The sequence below is a fragment of the Pseudomonas sp. GM74 genome, assembly GCF_000282455.1.
Classification (GTDB): domain Bacteria; phylum Pseudomonadota; class Gammaproteobacteria; order Pseudomonadales; family Pseudomonadaceae; genus Aquipseudomonas.
On record NZ_AKJG01000155.1, the window covers coordinates 39098 to 60472 of the forward strand.

A 21375-nucleotide genomic window follows, 5' to 3' on the forward strand; every position below is an offset into this window, starting at 1 on the left:
TTTTGTTTATACAGGTGACCGATCAGGCGGCTTCGATCTTGCTGCGGTTCTGTTCGACCTTGCTCAGGTAATCCTTGAGCTTTTCCTGCTCGGTCACCGTGGTGAACAAGCCGAGCTTGCTGCGACGCCAGAGGATGTCGTGGGCGCTGGTGGCCCATTCTTCGCTGCACAGATAGTCGACTTCGCGGGTGTAGAGACCGCCGCCGATGTGCTCGCCCATATCGCTGAGGTCTTGCACGTCTTCGAGCATGCGCCAGGTGCGGCTGCCGTAGGTGGTAGCCCAGCGGCGAGCGATCTCGCTCGGTACCCAGTCGAATTTGTCGCGAATGCGCGAGCTCAGGGCTTGCGGGGTGGTCATGTCTTCACCGCCCGGCAGCGTGGCGCTGGCGGTCCAGCTCGGCTGGATGTGCTTGAAGTAGGGTGCCAGTTGCGCCAGCGCCGACTCGGCCAGTTTGCGATAGGTGGTGAGCTTGCCGCCGAACACCGACAGCAACGGAGCCTCTTCGCCAGTGCCAGACAGCGCCAGGGTGTAATCGCGGGTCACGGCCGACGGGTTGTCGGATTCGTCGTTGCACAGCGGGCGCACACCGGAATAGCTGTGCAGGATGTCGTCGCGGCCGATTTGCTTTTTGAAATGAGCGTTGACCACGTTCAACAGGTAATCGGTTTCGCCATCGGTAATTGCAACGGCAGCCGGATCGCCGGTGTACTCGCGGTCGGTGGTGCCGATCAGGGTGAAATGATTCAGGTACGGAATGGTGAACACGATGCGCTGATCTTCGTTTTGCAGGATGTGCGCGTGTTCGCCTTCGTACAGTTTCGGCACGATCAGGTGGCTGCCCTGGATCAGGCGGATGCCGTATGGCGATTCCATCTTCAAGTCATCGCGAATGAACCTGGCGACCCATGGCCCGGCCGCATTGACCAATGCCTTGGCGCGGATCGAAAACAGGCTGCCATCGGCGCGTTCCAGGTGCAGGTGCCACAAGCCCTTGGCGCGGCGTGCACTGACGCAGCGGGTCTGGGTGTGAACGTGGGCGCCTTTTTCCCGGGCGGCCATGGCGTTCAGCACCACCAGGCGTGCGTCGTCGACCCAGCAATCGGAGTATTCGAAGCCCTTGGTGATTTCGCTTTTGAGCGCGCTGTCGTGGCCGAACTTCAGGCTTTTCGAACCTTGCAATTGCTCGCGCTTGCCCAGGTTGTCATAGAGGAACAGGCCGGCGCGAATCATCCACGCCGGGCGCAGGTGCGGGCGGTGCGGCAACACGAAACGCATTTGCTTGACGATGTGCGGAGCCTTGGCCAACAGCACTTCGCGTTCGGCCAGGGCTTCACGCACCAGGCGGAATTCGTAATGTTCGAGGTAGCGCAGGCCACCGTGAATCAGCTTGCTGCTGGCCGACGAGGTATGGCTGGCCAGGTCATCCTTTTCACAAAGGAACACCGAGAGACCACGGCCGGCGGCGTCCGCTGCGATCCCCACGCCATTGATCCCTCCACCGATGACGGCGATATCGTAAACCTCGGCGAGAGGGGGCGTAGGCAAGGTGGAAGTGGGCATCGGCACGGCCTCGGAATTCTTTGATGTTCTGTATTTGAATTCGAACATTAATGTTCATTTGCGAAAATACTAGCCCATAAAGACGCCCGCAGCCAGTCAGCTTCGATTGAAAATACTCATCGAAGGGCCGTTAAAGGAAAATTTACGAACATTTTGATGCGCGTTATGGCGCAAGAGGGATGCTGTATGTGCGATCGTCTTCGCGGGCAAGCCCGCTCCCACAAGGATCACACGGGCCTGTGGGAGCGGGCTTGCCCGCGATAGCGCCAGTGTAGGCACTGGAGATGGTGGGGTTAAACGACTTCCAGCCGAACCTTGTGCTGGTTCAGCAGCTGCGCCAGCGCTGGCGAAGGTTGCTGATCGGTGACCAGGCAATCGACCAGGCTGATCGGCCCCAGGCGAATCATGGCGTTGCGCCCGAACTTGCTGGAGTCGGCCGCGAGTATCACTTGCCGGGCATTGGCGATGATCGCCTGGGACACCCGCACTTCCTGATAGTCGAAGTCCAGCAGGCTGCCGTCTTCATCGATGCCGCTGATGCCGACCAGGGCGAAGTCGACCTTGAACTGATTGATGAAATCGACACTGGCCTGGCCCACCACGCCACCATCGCGCCGCACATTGCCGCCGGTCAGCAGGACATCGAAATCGTCCTTGGCGCTGAGCATGGAGGCGACGTGCAGGTTGTTGGTGATGATTTTCAGGTGACTGTGGTTGAGCAATGCCCGGGCAATGGATTCGGTGGTCGTACCGATATTGATGAACAATGACGCATGGTCGGGAATCTGCGCGGCAATGGCTTCGCCGATACGCTGTTTCTCATCGCGCATCTGATCGGCGCGCATGGCGTAGGCGGTGTTTTCAACGCTGGAGTCGTAAGCCGCGCCGCCGTGGTAGCGACGCAACAAATTGGCTTCCGCGAGCTGATTGATGTCGCGGCGAATGGTCTGCGGGGTAACTACGAACAGAGTGGCCATTTCCTCGATGCTGACATAGCCGCGTTCGCGGACCAGTTCGAGGATTTGCTGCTGACGGGGAGGCAGATTCATGGGGCGTCCTTTGGGCTGCCGTGCAAAATTTGCCCATGATGCCGCAGGAATCCGCTCCCTACCAGTTACATACAGATACGGGGACTGGAGTTCGCTTATTCAGCCTCGTCTTCAACTGCCCAATCGCGGGTGCGGCTGACCGCTTTTTTCCACCCGGCGTAGAGTTTTTCCTTCGCCGTTTCATCCAGAGTCGGCTCGAACTGGCGTTCGATCACGGCCTTGCCGCGCAACTCTTCCAGGCTGCCCCAGAAGCCACAGGCCAGGCCTGCCAGGTAAGCCGCACCCAGTGCCGTGGTTTCGCGCATTTGCGGGCGCTCGACCTGCGTGCCGAGGATGTCGGCCTGGAACTGCATGAGGAAATTGTTGGCCACCGCGCCGCCGTCCACGCGCAGGGCCTTGAGGCGTTCGCCGGAGTCCTGCTGCATGGCGTCGAGCACGTCGCGGGTCTGGTAGGCAATCGACTCCAGCGCGGCACGAATGATGTGATCTACGCGTACACCGCGGGTCAGGCCAAACAGTGCGCCACGGGCGTACGGGTCCCAGTAGGGCGCGCCAAGACCGGTGAAGGCCGGCACCAGGTATACGCCGTTGCTGTCCTTGACCTTGTTGGCAAAGTATTCGGTGTCGTGGGCGTCGTTGATGATTTTCAGTTCGTCACGCAGCCACTGCACGGTAGAGCCGCCGTTGAATACCGCGCCTTCCAGCGCGTAGGCCACTTCGCCACGTGGGCCGCAAGCGATGGTGGTGAGCATGCCGTGTCGGGATTTCACGGCTTTGTCGCCGGTGTTCATCAACAGGAAGCAGCCAGTGCCGTAGGTGTTTTTCGCCTGGCCTGGCTCGACGCACATCTGGCCGAACAGAGCAGCTTGCTGGTCGCCAGCGATGCCGCCGATGGCGATGCCGCTTTTGGTGCGGCCATAAATTTCCGAGGACGATTTAACTTCCGGCAGCATTTCGCGCGGAATATCCAGCACCTCCAGCATCTTCGCGTCCCACTCCAGGGTGTGGATGTTGAAGAGCATGGTGCGCGAAGCGTTGGTGTAGTCGGTGACATGGACCTTGCCGCCGGTAAATTTCCAGATCAGCCAGCTGTCGACGGTGCCGAACAACAGTTCACCGTTGCGCGCGCGCTCGCGGCTGCCTTCGACGTTGTCGAGGATCCACTTGAGCTTGGTGCCGGAGAAATACGGGTCGGTGACCAGACCGGTGGTGTCGCTGATGTATTGCTCGTGGCCATCGCGCTTGAGTTGCTGGCAGATCTCGGTGCTGCGTCGGCACTGCCAGACGATCGCGTTGTAGATCGGCCGGCCGGTGTTCTTGTCCCAGACCACGGTGGTTTCGCGCTGGTTGGTGATGCCGATGGCCGCCACCTGGTCGTGGTGCAGGCCGGCTTGCGCCAGGGCCTCGACCATCACGGCGCTCTGGGTGGCGAAGATTTCCATCGGATCGTGTTCGACCCAGCCGGCTTGCGGGTAATGCTGCGCGAACTCCCGTTGGGCGGTGCAGACCACGTTCGCGTCGCGGTCGAAAATGATCGCGCGGGAGCTGGTCGTACCCTGATCGAGGGCAATGATGTAGTTCTTATTCTGTGTGTCGGTCATGTCGATTGCCTTGGACGAAATAAGGGAGTGAGGTCTGGCGCGCGATCAAAGGGCAGGGGGCGCGCGCCAACGGTATCAAGAAGTTCTGGGTTTGCCGTCAATGGCAGCTGTTGCATCCTTTGTAGCAGGTACGGCGCTGGGCAGATGGCGGGCAATCAACCCACGATAGGCTGCAGCACCGAGGCAGGCACCGACAATCGGTGCAAAAACAGGAATCAGGAAATACGGGATATTGCGCCCGCCAGTGAAGGAAATTTCACCCCAGCCAGCGAAGAAAGTCATCAGTTTAGGGCCGAAGTCCCGCGCAGGGTTCATGGCAAAACCGGTCAGCGGCCCCATCGAACTGCCGATCACCGCAATCAGCAGGCCGATCAGCAGCGGTGCCAACGGGCCTTTTGGCAGGCCATTGTTGTCATCGGTCAGGGACATGATCACGCCCATCAGGATGGCCGTGATGATCACCTCGACCAGAAATGCCTGGGCGGTGGTCAGCGCTGGATTCGGGAAGGTGGAGAACACGGAGGCCAACTCAAGGCTGGCTTGAGTGCCGCGAACCATATGGTGTGATTGTTCGAATTCGAAGAATAGATTGCTGTAGAGGGTGTAGACCAATAGCGCTCCACAGAAGGCACCCGCCACTTGGGCGAGTATGTAGAAAGGCAATTTGCGCTTATCGAAGTCCGCGAAAATGCTCAGGGCAATGCTGACGGCAGGGTTCAGATGAGCCCCGGAAACCCCGGCGGTAAGGTAGATCGCCATGCTGACGCCGACGCCCCAGATAATGCTGATTTCCCACAAGCCAAAACTGGCACCCGCGACCTTGAGCGCGGCAACGCAACCTGTACCAAAAAAGATCAGCAGCGCCGTACCCAGAAACTCGGCCATGCATTGGCTCGAGAGCGACGGTTGTTGTAAAGCAGTTGTCATTGAAACCTCATTTTTTTTTGTTGTCTGGCGCTTTTTTCCATCATGGTCGGAGCGCGTTTTTCGCCGAGGCAGGATCCCCATCCTGGTCGCGGTTTACTGCTGGGTGCAACGGTAGGGCGTTTCGTGCAGTTTCATAAACGAAAAAATATAGACAAGAAACGCTGCTGTCAAAGGTCGAAAGTGAACCGTCGGTCATAAAGAAACTATTCGCTGTATGAATGAGCGAGTCATTGGGGAATGGGATGGCCAGGCAATGGCGTCATGGATGCGCCGCCGTAGAGCCTTTTAACAATCAATGTCCTAGAATCGGGCGCAGTATTTTTCTTCTGTCGCCCAGTCTGGAGCTGTCATGACCCCCGCATTGGATTTGTTGAAAAAGGTTCGGGCCGAACATCGCGTACACAGTTACGAACATGACCCCAAGGCCGCTTCCTACGGGCTGGAAGCGGCTGAAAAACTCGGGCTCGATCCGGCGCAGGTGTTCAAGACCTTGCTGGCGGCCAGCGAGAAGGGCGAGTTGCTGGTGGCCGTAGTGCCGGTTGTCGGCAGTCTGGACTTGAAAGGGCTGGCCCACGCCGCGGGCGTGAAAAAGGTCGAAATGGCCGACCCGGCGGCAGCGCAGCGCTCTACTGGCTATCTGTTGGGCGGGATCAGTCCGCTGGGGCAGAAAAAGCGTTTGCGTACCTTCATTGATAGTTCGGCTCAGCCCTTCGCCAGCATTTTTGTCAGTGCGGGCCGACGTGGACTGGAAGTCGAACTGGCACCGGCGGTGCTGGCCGAACACACCCAGGCGAAGTTTGCCGATATCGGCCGCGCTTGAAGACCAAGTGCAGCGCTGTATGGTGAAAATCAGCCTGCTCTGTCACTGGTGCCGGCTGGGCCAGCGCGGCATGCTCGGCGGTCTGACAAAGGGAGAAGGTTATGCAGCTTGAGTTTCATCAGGTCGACGCGTTCAGCAATCAGCCATTCAGTGGCAATCCGGCGATGGTCTATCGGCTCGATACATGGCTCGCCGATGAGTTGATGCAAAAGATTGCCGCCGAACACAATCTAGCCGAAACAGCGTTTGTGGTGCGTGAAGGGCAGGGCTGGCACATCCGTTGGTTTACGCCGACCACCGAGGTGCCATTGTGCGGCCACGCGACGCTGGCCAGCGCCCATGTGCTGTTTGAGGTCTATAAAGAGCCCGTCGAACGGCTGGACTTCACCTGCAAATCCGGTCCATTGAGCGTGACCCGTGAAGATGGACGATTGTGGCTGGATTTCCCGTCGATCACTGCGGCGCCGGTGAGCGTGATCTCGGACATCGAGCGTGCACTGGGTGTGAAGGCTGTCGAGGTACTGGCTTCGAATGAGCTGTTCGTGGTGCTGGAGTCGGAGCAAGCCGTGCTCGACTGCAAGCCGGACATGGTGGCCCTGGCAAAACTGCCGTGGTTGGGCGCTATCGTGACGGCGCAGGGCGAGCAGCACGATTTTGTTTCCCGTTACTTCGCCCCGGCAATCGGCATCAATGAGGACCCGGTGACCGGATCGACCCATTGCCTTCTGATTCCGTATTGGTCGAAGCGTTTGGGTAAGTCGAGCCTGACGGCCTATCAGCGTTCGACGCGGGGCGGGGAGTTGTTCTGCCGGCTGGAAGGCGAGCGGGTGATGATCGGCGGGGATGCAACGCTCGTAGCAAGCGGAACGCTTTTGCTGGGTTAGCTCCAATCCAATTGTGGGAGCAAGCCCGCTCCCACAATTGTTTCGTGTGTATCAGTTGGCTGTGCTGTAGCGCCGGACGCCCGATTCAACAGCAGGAATCTGCGCCGCCGTGCTGCCGGACGCCTGGAACAGCACCAGGTGTTCAGCCGCGACACGAATACCCACATCCGCCCCAACCTGACGGTCGACATGGCTCGGGAAGATCGATTCCAGCTGTGCGCCTGTCGGCAGTTGCAAGCGATACAGGGTCGATGCACCCAGGAACGTCTTGCCGGCAATTCGTGCCTTCAGTGCGCTGTCGGGCGCATAGACGATATCGTCCGGGCGCAGCAGCACGTCCACGGCGCCGCCTACCGGCCAGGTGTAGGCCCGATTGCCGCGCAACTCACCCAGCTCGGTTTGCACCGATTCGGGGCTGCTCAACTGACCGCGAATGAAATAGCCCTGACCGATGAAACTCGCCACGAAGGGTGTCAGGGGTTCGTGATACAGGTTGTAGGGCGTATCCCACTGCTCCAGACGACCTTCCTTGAACACGCCAACGTGGTCGCTGACCGCGAAGGCCTCCTCCTGATCGTGAGTCACCAGAATCGCACTGGTGCCACGGGCCTTGAGGATGTCGCGTACTTCATGGCTGAGCTTGCGGCGCAATTCGCCATCGAGGTTGGAGAACGGTTCATCGAGCAACAGCAGTTGCGGTTCCGGCGCCAAGGCGCGGGCCAGGGCGACACGTTGCTGCTGGCCACCTGAAAGCTCGTGGGGGAAGCGCTTGCCGAGGTTCTTCAGGTTGACCAGTTCCAGCAGTTCTTCGGTCACGCGATCCTTTTGCGGATGCTTGCGAATGCCGAAGGCGATGTTGTCGGCCACGCTCAAATGCGGAAACAGCGCGTAGTCCTGGAACACCATGCCGATGCGGCGTTTCTCCGGGGCAAGGGTGAAACCGGCGCTGGAGATCGTCTCGCCTGCCAGCTGGATTTCGCCTTCGTGTACCGGTTCGAAACCGGCAATCGCCCGCAGGGTGGTGGTCTTGCCGCAACCCGAGGAGCCCAGCAGGCAACCGATGTCGCCTGCGTTGAGGTGCAGGTTGAGGTTCTGCACCACGCGCTGGTCTTGATAGCCGCAGGCGAGGTTGCGCAGGTTAAGCAGTAATGGCTGGCTCATGCGTGGTGGTACGAAGGCGGAACGAGGAATTCGAGCAAGGCCTTTTGCGCATGCAGACGATTTTCGGCTTGATCCCAGGCCACAGAGCGCGGGTCGTCGAGCAGGTCGACGCTGATTTCTTCGCCACGGTGCGCCGGCAGGCAGTGCATGAACAGCACGTCTTCAGCGGCCAGGTCGAGCAGGGCGCGGTTGACCTGGTACGGTGCGAACAGTTGCAGACGCTTGGCGGTTTCCTCTTCCTGGCCCATGGAGGTCCAGACGTCGGTGCTCACCAGATGCGCACCACGCACGGCTTCCTTCGGGTCGCGAACGATAGTGACCCGATCGCCGGCCTTGGCCAGGAACACCGGGTTGGGCTCGTAGCCTTCCGGGCAGGCAACGCGCAACTGGAAGTCGAACTGGATCGCCGCTTCTATATAGCTGTTGCACATGTTGTTGCCATCGCCGATCCAGGCCACGGTCTTGCCCTGGATGGAGCCGCGGTGTTCGAGGAAGGTCTGCATGTCGGCAAGCAACTGGCACGGGTGCAGGTCATCGGACAGGCCGTTGATCAGCGGGACGCGCGAATTGGCGGCGAATTCTGTCAGGGTGCTGTGGGAAAACGTACGGATCATCACCGCATCGAGCATGCTCGACATGACAATGGCGGCGTCGCCGATCGGCTCGCCACGGCCCAGTTGGGTGTCACGGGGCGACAGGAAGATCGCCTGGCCACCGAGCTGGATCATGCCGGCCTCGAAGGAGATCCGGGTACGGGTCGAGGATTTCTCGAAAATCATCCCGAGCACGCGGTTTTTCAGAGGCTCGAACAGTACGCCGCGGTTACGCAGGTCCTTGAGCTCAACGCCTCGACGGATCACGCTGACCAGCTCTTCGGGCGTGCAATCCATCAGGGAGAGAAAGTGCCTTGCGCTCATCATTGACTACCTTTTGCTACAAACCGCAGATGCTCAAAGCCTTGTTTAACGGAACAACGGGCGAGACCTGCGGCGTAAGCCGCACGGGGGCGACGAAATAGGGGGAGGCGCGATCTTATAATTAAATGTCGCGTCTTACCAATAGGGCTACAGTTTTTAGGGAGTTTCAGAGGTGCTACGGGTTCACCGAGGTAGCGCTTTTGAAGCCTGTTTCCTGATAGCAGCGGTTCATTTGTACACCGGCCCCTCGGGACTTGGCAATCAGGCGGGGCGGCAATGGTGCGCTGACAGTCGGTTTCTGACCTGTCATTCATCGGCGCCGGGCTCGACGAGCACTGGCGCCTGATCGGCGAACTGACCGGTGTGCATGGCCCCCACGGGCCGATTGAAGCCCTGCAGGAAATCCAGTTGCAGGCGCCGCCCAGGCTGCCTTCGAACTGAACCCGGGCAGCCATCGGCTGGCCTGATACCCCTCGATTCACAAGACGAACGTCGCTGGCGTGGCGGCGGCTCTGGCGCCATAGTTTTGTTTCCGCGGCCAACGCTGCCCGCCCAAAACAAGACAGAGACTGGCCATGACCAAGACTCTCCATCACCGTGCGTGCCATTTGTGCGAAGCCATCTGTGGCCTGACCATCGAAACCACCGAGGTCGAAGGCGGTAGCGTCCAGATCACATCGATCAAGGGCGACTCTGAGGACACGTTCAGCCGTGGGCACATCTGTCCCAAGGCCGTGGCCCTGCAAGACATTCAGAGCGATCCGGATCGCCTGCATCAGCCGATGCAGCGGGTGGGCAATGAGTGGCAGCCCATCGAGTGGGAAGCGGCATTCAATCTGGTCGCCGAACGCCTCGCCGCCATTCAGGAGCATCACGGGCAAAACGCCGTGGCGGTCTATCAGGGCAACCCGAGCGTGCACAATTACGGGTTGATGACCCACAGCAATTACTTCCTCGGCCTGTTGAAAACCCGCAATCGGTTTTCCGCCACCTCGGTCGATCAATTGCCCCATCACCTGACCAGTCATTTGATGTACGGCCACGGTCTGTTGCTGCCAATCCCGGACATCGATCACACCGATTTCATGTTGATCCTGGGCGGCAACCCGCTGGCGTCGAACGGCAGCATCATGACCGTGCCGGATGTGGAAAAACGCTTGAAGGCGATACAGGCCCGGGGTGGCAAGGTGGTGGTGGTCGATCCGCGTCGTAGTGAGACGGCGGCGATTGCCGACCAACATCTGTTCGTGCGCCCGGGCGGTGATGCCGCGCTGTTGTTCGGCATGCTCAATACCCTGTTCGCTGAAGGTCTGACACGTGACAGCCATCTGCCGGTGGACGGCCTGGAGGATGTACGCAAGGCCGTTGCGCCGTTCACTGCCGAGGCCATGAGCCCGTTGTGCGCCGTGCCGGCCGAACAGATCCGCCAGTTGGCGCGGGACTTCGCCGCGGCACCGAGTGCAGTCTGCTATGGCCGCATGGGCGTTTCGACCCAGGTCTTCGGTACGCTGTGCCACTGGGTGGTGCAGTTGATCAATCTGGTCACCGGCAATCTCGATCGCGTGGGTGGCGCCTTGTGCACCGAGCCGGCAGTGGACCTGGTGGCGACGACTTCGGGCGGGCATTTCAATCTGTGGCAGAGCCGGGTTTCCGGGCGCCCGGAGTACGCAGGAGAACTACCTGTCTCGGCGCTGGCCGAGGAGATGCTCACCGAAGGGGAAGGTCAAGTCCGGGCGCTGATCACCGTGGCGGGCAATCCGGTGCTGTCCACACCCAATGGCCGACAACTCGAACAGGCGCTGGACGGGTTGGAATTCATGGTCAGCATCGACCTGTACATCAATGAAACCACGCGTTACGCCGACCTGATCCTGCCGTCTACATCGGCGCTGGAAAACGACCATTACGACACCACCTTCAATCTGTTTGCGGTGCGCAACGTCAGCCGCTTCAACCGCGCCATCCTCGCCAAACCCAAAGGTGCATTGCACGACTGGGAGATCTTCGTCGGCCTGGCCAAGGCATTTGCCGCCAGGACCGGTAAAGAACTGAAGCCCACCATCGCCCCTGCGCAAATGATCGATCGCGGCCTGCGCATGGGGATGTACGGCGACAATTCAGAGCACAAGCTGTCGCTGGCGACTTTGTTCGATTATCCCCATGGCGTCGATCTGGGCGCGCTCAAGCCTAACCTGGCGCTCCGCCTGAAGACTGCCAATCAACGCATCCAGGCCGCGCCGGCCGCGATTCTCGCTGACCTGGCGCGCTTCGCAGCCTTGCAGGCGCCGGCCGCCGACGAGTTGTTGATGATTGGCCGCCGACATGTGCGCAGCAATAACTCATGGATGCATAACTATCATCGGTTGGTGAAAGGCAAGCCGCGTCACCAGTTGCTGATGCATCCGGACGATCTGGCCAGCCGCGGGCTCAGCGACGGGCAGCGCGTCCGGGTCAGTTCGCGGGTGGGTGTGATCGAAGTCGAAGTGCTTGGCAGCCTGGACATGATGAAAGGCGTGGTCAGCCTGCCGCACGGCTGGGGTCACGCGCGGCCGGGCGTGCAAATGACGATTGCCAGCAGCCAGCCGGGCTCAAGCGCCAACGACCTGACCGACGACTGCCAGCTTGACGAGTTGTCGGGAAATGCTGCACTCAATGGTGTGCCGGTGACCGTGGCGGCGGCTTGAATCAGTCTGACGGAGAGACCGAGCAGGGCGCTCGGCTTTCCGTTACAATGCGCCACCGTGCCGACCCATGAGTCGGAAAGTTCAGCCGAGGTGCTCCATGGATATCATCGAAACGATTAAAGAGCAGATTGCCAACAACACCATTCTGCTTTACATGAAAGGCTCGCCGAATGCCCCGCAGTGCGGCTTCTCCGCGAAAGCCGCGCAGGCCGTGATGGCGTGTGGCGAAAAGTTTGCGTACGTGGACATCCTGCAGAACCCGGAAATCCGCGCCAACCTGCCAAAATACGCCAACTGGCCAACCTTCCCGCAACTGTGGGTTGCCGGTGAGCTGGTCGGCGGTAGCGACATCATGACTGAAATGGCTGCTGACGGTTCGCTGCAGAGCCTGATCAAGGACGCCGCCGCCAAGGCTGCTGCTCCAAAGACCGAAGCCTGATTCGCCGTGTGTGGGAGCGGGCTTGCTCGCGAAGAACGATAACGCGGTTTCCAGATAAATCGTGTCGCCTGCTTCGCGAGCAAGCCCGCTCCCACATCAGGATTTCAGGGTAAACCTGAATTCCGGGTAACAAAAAGCCCCGCCACTCGAAAGAGGGTGGGGCTTTTTATTGCATCGAGATTAATGGCGTAGAACTTACTCGTCTTCGCCCATCTGCGATTGCAGGTAGTTCTCAAGACCCACTTTATCGATCAGGCCCAATTGGGTTTCCAGCCAGTCGATATGTTCTTCTTCGGACTCGAGGATATCTTCAAGCAGTTCACGGCTACCGAAATCGCCAACTGTTTCGCAATGCGCGATGGCTACTTTCAAATCGGCATGGCCGGTTTTCTCGATACGCAGATCGCACTCCAGCATTTCCTTGGTGTGCTCGCCGATGTGCAGCTTGCCCAGGTCCTGGACGTTCGGCAGGCCTTCAAGGAACAGGATGCGCTTGATCAGCTTGTCCGCGTGCTTCATCTCGTCGATGGACTCGTGGTACTCGTGCTTGCCGAGCTTGTTCAGGCCCCAATCTTCGTACATGCGTGCATGCAGGAAATATTGATTGATCGCGACCAGCTCATTGGCAAGGATCTTGTTGAGATGCTGGATGACTGTAACGTCGCCTTTCATGATGGGGTCCTGCCCTGTATTAGCTGTCAATAGAGCAGAGTTTGAGCCGGGTATTTAATAGTGTCAAACCTAAGTTATTGAAACTTAAATGAAAATTAATCGGAATAAGAATGTTTGTGTTCCGCGTCTAGAGCATAACTAGTTGATTTTGAGGCATAAAAAAACCGGACATATGTCCGGTTCTTTGGAATTCGATATTCAAGCGGCTGTAAATTCTGCTGGAAAAGGAATTGCAGCCTGGGCCGTTTGCAGTTTGGTCAGGGTCTCACGGACCACTTCCTTGGCGAGGCAGGCACATTTGCCGCATTGACTGGCGACGCCGGTAGCCACACGGACTTCCTTGTAGCTGCAGCATCCTTCATAGATCGCATCGCGGATTTGACCGTCGGTGACGCCAGTGCAGAGGCAAACATACATAAGGAAGACCGTCGCTGATTGTGACTCAATTGCGATGGATCTTAATGTTAACGAGAATGATTGTCAAAGTGGTTTCAGAGTACTTTTCGTCATAAGCGGGGATGGCTGACGAACGGTCTATATGGCAAACCGGTGATACAAAACCGCCGGGGATTTCATCGTACCGGGAAAAAACAGCTAAGCCAGCTCAAACACGCGGTGTATGATGGCCGGTCTTTTGCGACCGGGGTTCGTGTCACAGGGCTGTCGCCTCAGGGTGGCAGGCTGATGCGAACCCTGTTTCTCACGCTATTACACCAGGAGATATCCAATGAGCGTACTCGTAGGCAAACAAGCCCCTGACTTCACCGTACCGGCCGTACTCGGCAATGGCGAGATCGTTGACAGCTTCACCCTGTCTTCGGCGATCAAAGGCAAATACGGCCTGGTGTTCTTCTACCCGCTGGACTTCACCTTCGTTTGCCCGTCCGAGCTGATCGCTCTGGACAACCGCATGTCCGAGTTCAAGGCGCGCAACGTTGAAGTGGTCGCTGTGTCGATCGACTCGCACTTCACCCACAACGCCTGGCGCAACACCCCGGTCAACAACGGCGGCATCGGCGAAGTTCGCTACACCATGGCTGCCGACATCAAGCAGGACATCATGAAGGCCTACGACGTTCAGTCCGCTGACGGCGTTGCGTTCCGTGGCGCGTTCCTGATCGACGACAAAGGCGTTGTCCGTTCGCAGATCATCAACGACCTGCCGCTGGGCCGTAACATGGAAGAGCTGCTGCGTCTGGTCGACGCTCTGCAATTCCACGAAGAGCACGGCGAAGTCTGCCCTGCCAACTGGAAGAAAGGCGACAAGGGCATGAACGCTTCGCCAGAAGGCGTTGCGGCTTACCTGACCGAGCACGCTGCCGCTCTGTAAGGCGCGCAGGTACAAAAAAACCGGCCATCGAGGCCGGTTTTTTTATGGGCGGGATAACGCCGGGACTGTGTAGGAGCGAGCCTGCTCGCGATGGTCGTGAACGATAACGAGGGGAATCTGACACCCGGCGGCGTTCTCAAGTCCATCGCGAGCAGGCTCGCTCCTACAGAAAGCCATCAATCGTTGAAGTCTTCCCAGCCACCCATTTGTTTCCAGCGATTGACGATGCCGCAGAACAGCTCTGCCGTCTTCTCGGTGTCATAGCGAGCCGAGTGAGCCTCGCGACCGTCGAAGTCGATGTCCGCTGCCTGGCAAGCCTTGGCCAGTACGGTCTGGCCGTAAGCGAGGCCGGCGAGCGTCGCGGTATCGAAACTGGAGAACGGATGGAACGGATTGCGCTTCATGTCCAGCCGCGCAACCGCCGCATTGAGGAAGCCCAGGTCGAAGCTGCTGTTATGCCCGACCAGGATCGCCCGTTTGCAGCCATTGGCCTTGAGGGCCTTGCGCACGCCGCGGAAGATATCGTTCAGGGCAGACTCTTCGCTCACGGCCATGCGCAGCGGGTGATCGAGCTTGATCCCCGTGAACTCAAGGGCCGCCGCTTCGATGTTCGCGCCTTCGAACGGCTCGACACGGAAGAAGTAGGTGTGATCCGGGTAAACAAAACCCTTTTCATCCATGGCGATGGTGGTCGCGGCGATCTCCAGCAGAGCGTCGGTGGCCGAGTTGAAGCCACCGGTCTCTACGTCGACGACAACCGGCAGGTAACCACGGAACCTGGCCGCCATTGGATGACGCGGGCCGCCTCCGCCGCCATTGCCTTCCAGTTCGTCGTCGAAATGGTCTTCACTCACGCGTGTTCCTCCAGCAGGCGCCAGCGCAGTTTTTCACCGGCGCGCAGCGGGATAACGGTCAGCTCGCCAAATGGCAGGCTGGTCGGGGCGGTCCATTCTTCACGGACCAGGGTGATGCGATCGGTGTTGGCCGGCAGACCATAGAACCGCGGGCCGTTGAGGCTGGCGAAAGCTTCGAGCTTGTCCAGCGCATTACGCTGTTCGAAGGCTTCGGCGTACATCTCGATGGCCGCATAGGCGGTGTAGCAACCGGCGCAACCGCAGGCCGCTTCCTTGGCGTGCTGGGCATGGGGAGCCGAGTCGGTGCCGAGGAAGAACTTCTCGCTGCCGCTGGTGGCGGCGTCGAGCAGGGCTTCCTGGTGGGTATTGCGCTTGAGGATCGGCAGGCAATAGAAGTGCGGCCGAATCCCGCCCACCAGCATGTGGTTGCGGTTGTACAGCAGGTGGTGCGCGGTGATGGTCGCGCCCACGTTGGCCGAAGCCGAGTTGACGAACTGCACGGCGTCCGCGGTGGTGATGTGTTCGAAGACCACTTTGAGGGTCGGGAAACGCTCGACTACACGACGCATGTGCTCGTCGATGAAGATTTTTTCGCGGTCGAACACGTCGACATCGCCTCGGGTGACTTCACCGTGGACCAACAACGGCATCCCGACTTCGGCCATGGCCTCGAGTGCAGGGAAGATCTTGTCGATGCTGGTGACGCCAGAATCCGAGTTGGTGGTCGCGCCGGCCGGGTACAGCTTGGCGGCGTGAATGAATCCGCTGGCCTTGGCCTCGCGAATTTCTTCAGGCTGGGTGCGGTCGGTCAGGTACAGGACCATCAGTGGCTCGAATAGGCTGCCGGCCGGGCGGGCAGCGAGAATCCGCTGGCGATAGCCGTCGGCTTCGGCCGCGTTGCGCACCGGAGGAACCAGGTTGGGCATGATGATGGCGCGACCAAAGGTGCGCGCGACATCCGCGACGGTATTGGTCAACACGGCACCATCGCGAAGATGAATATGCCAGTCGTCGGGACGCAGCAGGGTCAGGCGGTCGGACATGAGGGGATTCCAGGCGGGTCAAACTCAAGGGAATGCTACCGGAAAAGACTCTTGCAGGCACTCGCTATCAAGTTTTGCAGGAAGCTTCCGATATCCAACAGGTATGCCGTAAACATGTGTATGTCGGTCTTTTTGTTGTAGAAGCCAGTGGAGCCTCCCGTGCGCCAGCGTTATTTAGCCTTGCTCAGTGTGTTTGCCAGCCTTCCGGCGATGGCGCTCACTTTCCAGACCCGTCTGGAGAACATTGAGTGGACGGTAGAAGGCGACAAGTTCGAATGCCGCCTGACTCAGCCGATCACCGATTTCGGTTCGGGCGAGTTCGTGCGTCGTGCCGGCGAGCAGGCGACGTTTCGTCTGAAAGCCTACAACCCGATGATTGGCGGTGGCTCGGCGACGCTGCTGGCCGCTGCGGCGCCGTGGCAACCGGGCCGTGACGATATCAACCTGGGCACGGTGAGAATCGGCAGTGGCAACGTATTGTTCAATAGCTCGCAGGTTCAGGCCGGGCGTCTGATCAGTGGCCTGATGGACGGTCGCGGCCCGGTGGTTCGACATTCCTCGGGGGATGGGCGGGTGTCGGAAGTACGCTTGTTGCCGGTCAGGTTCACCAAAGCGTTTGCCGACTATCAGGGGTGTGTAGCGAAACTGTTGCCACAGAATTTCGAACAGGTGAAGCAATCCGAAATCGGTTTCCCCGGCGGCGGAATCGAACTCGACAGCGCCGCAAAAGCCAAACTGCAGGTGATGCTGGAGTACATGAAGGCCGATCCGACGGTCAATCACATCGAACTCGACGGTCACTCCGACAACAGCGGCAACCGCCTGACCAACCGCGACCTGTCGCGGCGCCGAGCCTTGGCAGTGATGGAGTTCTTCAAGGCCAATGGCATCCAGGAGTCGCAAATCACCCTGCGTTTCCATGGCGAGCGTTATCCGGTGGCGCCTAACACCAACAACACCAACCGCGCGAAGAACCGTCGAGTGGCGGTACGCCTGGAGCGCGGAGCACCCGCGGAACAAGTCGCCCCGCAAGCGACGAAGGCGGCCGTTTCGGCAACTTCCTGACTATTTGGTCATCGTCGCTCCCTCGACATAATCTGTCGCTTCGTCGTCATAAGCTGTCGCGCCACTGTAAATTATTCTGCATGAGCGGTAGACTTCCCGGCTTTCCGTAGAACCCCGTGGAGTGATGGCATGGCGGACGTAAACAAGGTCGTTCTGGCGTATTCCGGCGGCCTGGACACTTCGGTGATCCTCAAGTGGCTGCAGGATACTTATAACTGTGAAGTGGTGACCTTCACCGCTGACCTGGGTCAGGGCGAAGAGGTCGAACCTGCACGCGCCAAGGCTCAGGCCATGGGCGTCAAAGAGATCTACATCGACGACTTGCGCGAAGAGTTCGTGCGCGATTTCGTTTTCCCGATGTTCCGCGCCAACACCGTTTACGAAGGCGAGTACCTGCTGGGTACTTCCATCGCTCGTCCGCTGATCGCCAAGCGCCTGATCGAAATCGCCAACGAAACCGGCGCTGACGCCATTTCCCATGGCGCCACCGGCAAGGGTAACGACCAGGTTCGTTTCGAACTCGGTGCGTACGCCTTGAAGCCAGGTGTGAAAGTGATCGCTCCGTGGCGCGAGTGGGACCTGCTGTCCCGTGAAAAGCTGATGGACTACGCCGATAAGCACGCGATCCCGATCGAGCGCCACGGCAAGAAGAAGTCCCCGTACTCCATGGATGCCAACCTGCTGCACATCTCCTATGAAGGCGGCGTGCTGGAAGACACCTGGACCGAGCACGAAGAAGACATGTGGCGCTGGACCGTTTCCCCGGAAAACGCTCCAGACAAGCCGCAGTACCTGGAACTGACCTACCGCAACGGTGACATCGTCGCGCTGGACGGCGTCGAAATGACCCCGGCCACCGTACTGGCGACCCTGAACCGTATCGGTGGCGAGCACGGTATCGGCCGTCTCGACATCGTCGAGAACCGTTACGTGGGCATGAAGTCCCGTGGCTGCTACGAAACCCCTGGCGGCACCATCATGCTGCGCGCCCACCGTGCGATCGAATCGATCACCCTGGACCGCGAAGTGGCTCACCTCAAGGACGAGCTGATGCCCAAGTACGCCAGCCTGATCTACACCGGCTACTGGTGGAGCCCTGAGCGTCTGATGCTGCAACAGATGATCGATGCGTCCCAGGTCAACGTGAACGGCGTTGTGCGCCTGAAGCTGTACAAGGGCAATGTGATCGTCACTGGCCGCAAGTCCGACGACTCGCTGTTCGACGCCAACATCGCTACCTTCGAAGAAGATGGCGGCGCCTACAACCAGGCGGATGCAGCGGGCTTCATCAAGCTCAACGCCCTGCGCATGCGCATTGCGGCGAACAAAGGCCGGAAGCTGTTCTGAGACCTTTGAAATCGTAATGGATACCTGACCTCGTCCTCGACGGGGTCAGGTACCTGAAAACGGGGTGTGACATCAGTTACTGCGTGGTCGGGTGTTTTCGTTTGCGCTGATGATTTCCTGTTTTTATCCTTCCAATGGCCTGCTCTATGGGTTGTTGTTTGCCGGTAGTCCGGTCTGATCAATGACCGACAACCTGTGCGAGTCCGGATTGTAGGTCACATAAAAGGCGGCACTGTGCTTGCTGACCTGCTTTGAATGTACAAGCGCACTGGCTTTCAGTAATTTCTCCGAAACGGCACAAGTGACGAACAGAATCACGTACGCCGTCCTTTCCCGTGGCCTCTGGATTTTCTCCAGCAGCGCTCCAAACTCGACCTCTTTGCTCATCCAGCGTACATCAACGATGTACAGGTCTTTTACCGGTTCCGGTAACTGAAGGTGATGCTGAACGGAGACAGTGGTTTGCAGACCGATCCCGGTTGGCGGGTCCTGTGCGCCACAAGGCGTGCGAGCGGGCTGCCAGTCATTCGTTGATGTTTCCAGTGCGGGGTTTTCAGTCGGCTTGGCGCACGCTTTTTTTTCCGACCGCCCAACATCATCCATGACCTTCATGAAGTGCTTTCCCTTTTCAAAATCGGAGGGTGCATAAAGTGATTTATAGTTGAAGTTGAGTGTCGCGAAAAAAAGTAAAAGCAGATAGAACGGAAAACTGATCAGGAACCAGACGTAGAGTTCTCTTTCCCCCTGATCAAGGAAGGGCAGAGAGACGGCTGCCGAAGTTTCAGAAAGCGCTGCGAATATCGCGATAATTGTCATCGGGTTGGTGATTCGTTTTTTTATCATGTTCTGTACTCATGCCGGGTTGTCTGTTCTCAAGGGGTTTATGGGGGTGGTCTGATGTGGTGGTTGTTGTAGTGATTTTTATTTCCTGTTGGTTTTTTACAGGTTTTATTTGTTTGCTGTATTGCTCTTCGAATTCTTGAGTGTGGGGTATGCTTTAATGATTGCTCAAAAAATATAATTTGCTGTAAGAGTAATTGGATACTTGGTGTGTGATATTTCTGGTGTGAGTGTTGAGTGCGAAAATATCAGTTACGTTTAACGGGGAGATAGAGGCTAGTGCTTGTCGGGCGCGACCGATCAAACTGGCGCTCGGAAAATTTTGGTCGTAAATCGACAGGGGGGACTGCTGGAAAGTGCGGCACGCTGACGCTGATACAGTTTTTAATTCATTCTGTTCGAGGGATTTTTGTAGGAGAAATCCGTGTTGTTTGTAGGGTATGTCTCTTGGTGTGGGTGGCCGGGAGGGGCGACATGCCATGGGTGAAACGACTAGGCTATTGTGCGGGCTCTAAAAATTCGAACAGCGAAAATTGGACTTGCCCATGAATAAAGTGCTGATCGTGGATGATCACCCCGTCATTCGTCTTGCGGTACGTATGCTAATGGAGCGTCATGGCTACGAAGTTATTGCAGAAACCGATAATGGTGTGGATGCACTGCAACTAGCCCGTGAACTTATGCCGGACATTGTCATTCTGGATATCGGGATTCCGAAGCTGGACGGGTTGGAAGTCATCGCGCGTTTGTCTTCGACCTCAATGCCAATGAAAGTGCTGATTTTGACTTCCCAGGCGCCGGGACATTTTTCGATGCGTTGCATGCAATCCGGTGCAGCCGGTTATGTCTGCAAGCAACAAGACCTCACGGAGTTGCTCAGCGCAATAAAGGCCGTGTTGTCAGGCTACAGTTACTTTCCTAATCAAGCCTTGCATACCGTGCGTTGCAGTTTGGGGAACGCCAGTGAGGCCGATATGGTTGATCGATTGTCGGGACGGGAAATGATGGTCCTGCAACAGTTGGCTCGAGGAAAGACTAATAAGGAGATTGCCGATGGAATGTTTCTCAGCAATAAAACAGTCAGTACTTACAAGACCCGCCTGTTGCTCAAGCTGAATGCGCGGTCTCTGGTCGATCTGATCGAGCTGGCACAACGAAATGGTCTGGTGTGATGGCGTAACAGCGCGACAAGGGTCGCTTGGTGGGGTATGGCACTTAGAAAAAAAGCCTCCGTTTCGGGAGGCTTTCAGGTGTCATAAGTCAAAATCGTAATCGGCCAATTGCTTTTGCAGTCGGCGCTCCTCCAGCAGGTTGTCGATGGTGCGGCGTTTGCTCAGATTAGTTTTCGCTACTTCAACCACCGGCTCAGCGTCATCGGTTTCGGCGGTGGTGAAATCGTCTTCTACGTCCAATTGCTCTTTGCCAGTACTCATTTAGTTGCTCCAGGCTAAGAAGGCCTTTGGCGCTCCTTATATCGACAATCTCCCGGCGGGTAAAAAAGATTTTTTCAATCGACAAATCAATAAACCTAATAGCGGCTCAATCGTCGGAGGTTTTGTGCTTGTATTCGCACAAGTCCTCGATCCGGCAGCTCCCGCATCGGGGCTTGCGGGCCAGGCAAACATAGCGGCCGTGAAGGATCAGCCAGTGATGGGAGTCGAGCAGGTACTCCCTGGGCACGAATTTCATCAGTTTTTTCTCGACTTCCACCACATTCTTGCCGGGGGCAATGCCCGTCCGGTTGCTGACCCTGAAAATATGCGTGTCGACGGCCATGGTCAGCTGACGGAATGCCGTATTGAGTACCACATTGGCGGTCTTGCGGCCGACGCCGGGCAGCGCCTCCAGCTCTTCGCGGGTTTGTGGGACTTCGCCGGCGTGACGCTCGACCAGCAAGCGACAGGTTTCGATCACGTTTTTCGCTTTGCTGTTGTATAGGCCGATGGTCTTGATGTACTCCGACAGCCCCTCGACACCCAGTGCATGGATCGCTGCCGGGGTATTGGCGACCGGGAACAGCCTGGCTGTGGCCTTGTTGACGCCGACATCGGTCGATTGCGCCGAGAGAATCACGGCAATCAGCAGTTCGAAGGGTGAGGAATAGGCCAGCTCGGTCTTTGGTTCCGGGTTGTCCTCATGCAGTCTGCGGAAGATTTCCAGACGTTTTGCGGCATTCATGGG

At 58.2% G+C, this 21375-nt stretch carries 21 protein-coding genes; 8 read left to right on the plus strand and 13 right to left on the minus strand.

All coding sequences use genetic code 11. The annotated features are described in order from the left end of the window. Positions 1-22 precede the first annotated feature (22 nt). From glpD to PMI34_RS03060, 4 genes are all read right to left on the minus strand, one after another. Positions 23-1561 carry a glycerol-3-phosphate dehydrogenase gene (gene glpD / locus PMI34_RS03075; protein WP_008053511.1) on the minus strand — a complete coding sequence of 513 codons (1539 nt, stop codon included), beginning with the start codon at positions 1559-1561 and terminating at the stop codon, positions 23-25. Positions 1562-1854: 293 nt separating this feature from the next. Next, positions 1855-2610 (minus strand): DeoR/GlpR family transcriptional regulator, encoded by a 756-nt coding sequence (locus tag PMI34_RS03070; RefSeq protein ID WP_007971301.1) that lies wholly within the window; start codon positions 2608-2610, stop codon positions 1855-1857. A gap of 95 nt (positions 2611-2705) precedes the next feature. Then, positions 2706-4211 (minus strand): glycerol kinase GlpK, encoded by a 1506-nt coding sequence (gene glpK, locus PMI34_RS03065; RefSeq protein ID WP_008053512.1) that lies wholly within the window; start codon positions 4209-4211, stop codon positions 2706-2708. A gap of 75 nt (positions 4212-4286) precedes the next feature. Further along, a complete protein-coding gene (locus PMI34_RS03060) occupies positions 4287-5138 on the minus strand; it encodes an MIP/aquaporin family protein (RefSeq protein ID WP_008053513.1) in 852 nt (283 codons plus the stop codon). Positions 5139-5487: 349 nt separating this feature from the next. Here PMI34_RS03060 and ybaK point away from each other — a divergent pair, with 349 nt between their 5' ends. Continuing rightward, the gene (ybaK, locus tag PMI34_RS03055; protein WP_008053514.1) at positions 5488-5958 is read left to right on the plus strand and encodes a Cys-tRNA(Pro) deacylase; all 471 of its coding nucleotides are present in this window, start codon (positions 5488-5490) and stop codon (positions 5956-5958) included. 101 nt (positions 5959-6059) lie between these two features. After that, positions 6060-6842, plus strand: a complete 783-nt coding sequence (locus PMI34_RS03050; RefSeq protein WP_008053515.1) for a PhzF family phenazine biosynthesis protein — start codon at positions 6060-6062, stop codon at positions 6840-6842. 51 nt (positions 6843-6893) lie between these two features. On the opposite strand, the gene PMI34_RS03045 is transcribed toward PMI34_RS03050, so the two are convergent. Then, positions 6894-8003 carry an ABC transporter ATP-binding protein gene (locus PMI34_RS03045; protein ID WP_007971311.1) on the minus strand — a complete coding sequence of 370 codons (1110 nt, stop codon included), beginning with the start codon at positions 8001-8003 and terminating at the stop codon, positions 6894-6896. After that, complete coding sequence (argF, locus tag PMI34_RS03040) at positions 8000-8920, minus strand: ornithine carbamoyltransferase (RefSeq protein WP_032829900.1); 921 nt, start codon at positions 8918-8920, stop codon at positions 8000-8002. The genes PMI34_RS03045 and argF overlap by 4 nt, the downstream gene beginning before the upstream one ends. Before the next feature lie 575 nt (positions 8921-9495). Between argF and PMI34_RS03035 the strand changes: the two genes are divergently transcribed. Together PMI34_RS03035 and grxD are read left to right on the plus strand one after the other, a co-directional pair. After that, positions 9496-11604: a molybdopterin oxidoreductase family protein gene (locus tag PMI34_RS03035; protein WP_008053517.1), complete on the plus strand. Its 2109-nt coding sequence runs from the start codon at positions 9496-9498 to the stop codon at positions 11602-11604. Positions 11605-11701: 97 nt separating this feature from the next. Continuing rightward, positions 11702-12043: a Grx4 family monothiol glutaredoxin gene (grxD, locus tag PMI34_RS03030; RefSeq protein WP_007971318.1), complete on the plus strand. Its 342-nt coding sequence runs from the start codon at positions 11702-11704 to the stop codon at positions 12041-12043. Between the two features lie 195 nt (positions 12044-12238). Here the strand turns inward: grxD and bfr are convergent, their stop codons facing one another. Both bfr and PMI34_RS03020 read right to left on the minus strand, forming a co-directional pair. Continuing rightward, positions 12239-12715 carry a bacterioferritin gene (bfr, locus tag PMI34_RS03025; protein WP_008053519.1) on the minus strand — a complete coding sequence of 159 codons (477 nt, stop codon included), beginning with the start codon at positions 12713-12715 and terminating at the stop codon, positions 12239-12241. 198 nt (positions 12716-12913) lie between these two features. Continuing rightward, positions 12914-13132, minus strand: a complete 219-nt coding sequence (locus tag PMI34_RS03020) for a bacterioferritin-associated ferredoxin (RefSeq protein WP_008053520.1) — start codon at positions 13130-13132, stop codon at positions 12914-12916. A gap of 310 nt (positions 13133-13442) precedes the next feature. Between PMI34_RS03020 and PMI34_RS03015 the strand changes: the two genes are divergently transcribed. Continuing rightward, positions 13443-14045 carry a peroxiredoxin gene (locus PMI34_RS03015; protein WP_008053522.1) on the plus strand — a complete coding sequence of 201 codons (603 nt, stop codon included), beginning with the start codon at positions 13443-13445 and terminating at the stop codon, positions 14043-14045. A 176-nt stretch (positions 14046-14221) separates the two neighbouring features. Here PMI34_RS03015 and rnt read toward each other — a convergent pair whose 3' ends face one another. Then, positions 14222-14899: a ribonuclease T gene (gene rnt / locus PMI34_RS03010; RefSeq protein WP_007997489.1), complete on the minus strand. Its 678-nt coding sequence runs from the start codon at positions 14897-14899 to the stop codon at positions 14222-14224. Then, complete coding sequence (gene pyrC / locus PMI34_RS03005) at positions 14896-15942, minus strand: dihydroorotase (RefSeq protein WP_008053524.1); 1047 nt, start codon at positions 15940-15942, stop codon at positions 14896-14898. Before pyrC ends, rnt begins: the two co-directional genes overlap by 4 nt. A 159-nt stretch (positions 15943-16101) precedes the next feature. Between pyrC and PMI34_RS03000 the strand changes: the two genes are divergently transcribed. Both PMI34_RS03000 and PMI34_RS02995 read left to right on the plus strand, forming a co-directional pair. After that, the gene (locus tag PMI34_RS03000) at positions 16102-17007 is read left to right on the plus strand and encodes a flagellar protein MotY (protein ID WP_008053526.1); all 906 of its coding nucleotides are present in this window, start codon (positions 16102-16104) and stop codon (positions 17005-17007) included. A 129-nt stretch (positions 17008-17136) separates the two neighbouring features. Further along, positions 17137-18354, plus strand: coding sequence for an argininosuccinate synthase (locus tag PMI34_RS02995; protein ID WP_007985864.1), 1218 nt, complete (start codon positions 17137-17139; stop codon positions 18352-18354). Positions 18355-18498: 144 nt separating this feature from the next. Here PMI34_RS02995 and PMI34_RS02990 read toward each other — a convergent pair whose 3' ends face one another. After that, on the minus strand, positions 18499-19197 hold the full coding sequence (locus PMI34_RS02990) for a hypothetical protein (RefSeq protein WP_008053527.1): 699 nt from the start codon (positions 19195-19197) through the stop codon (positions 18499-18501). Between the two features lie 542 nt (positions 19198-19739). Between PMI34_RS02990 and PMI34_RS02985 the strand changes: the two genes are divergently transcribed. Then, positions 19740-20366 (plus strand): response regulator transcription factor, encoded by a 627-nt coding sequence (locus PMI34_RS02985; RefSeq protein WP_008053528.1) that lies wholly within the window; start codon positions 19740-19742, stop codon positions 20364-20366. An 81-nt stretch (positions 20367-20447) separates the two neighbouring features. Here PMI34_RS02985 and PMI34_RS02980 read toward each other — a convergent pair whose 3' ends face one another. Both PMI34_RS02980 and nth read right to left on the minus strand, forming a co-directional pair. Continuing rightward, positions 20448-20627 (minus strand): PA3496 family putative envelope integrity protein, encoded by a 180-nt coding sequence (locus PMI34_RS02980; RefSeq protein ID WP_007972325.1) that lies wholly within the window; start codon positions 20625-20627, stop codon positions 20448-20450. Between the two features lie 106 nt (positions 20628-20733). Continuing rightward, complete coding sequence (gene nth / locus PMI34_RS02975) at positions 20734-21372, minus strand: endonuclease III (RefSeq protein ID WP_008053529.1); 639 nt, start codon at positions 21370-21372, stop codon at positions 20734-20736. Positions 21373-21375 lie beyond the last annotated feature (3 nt).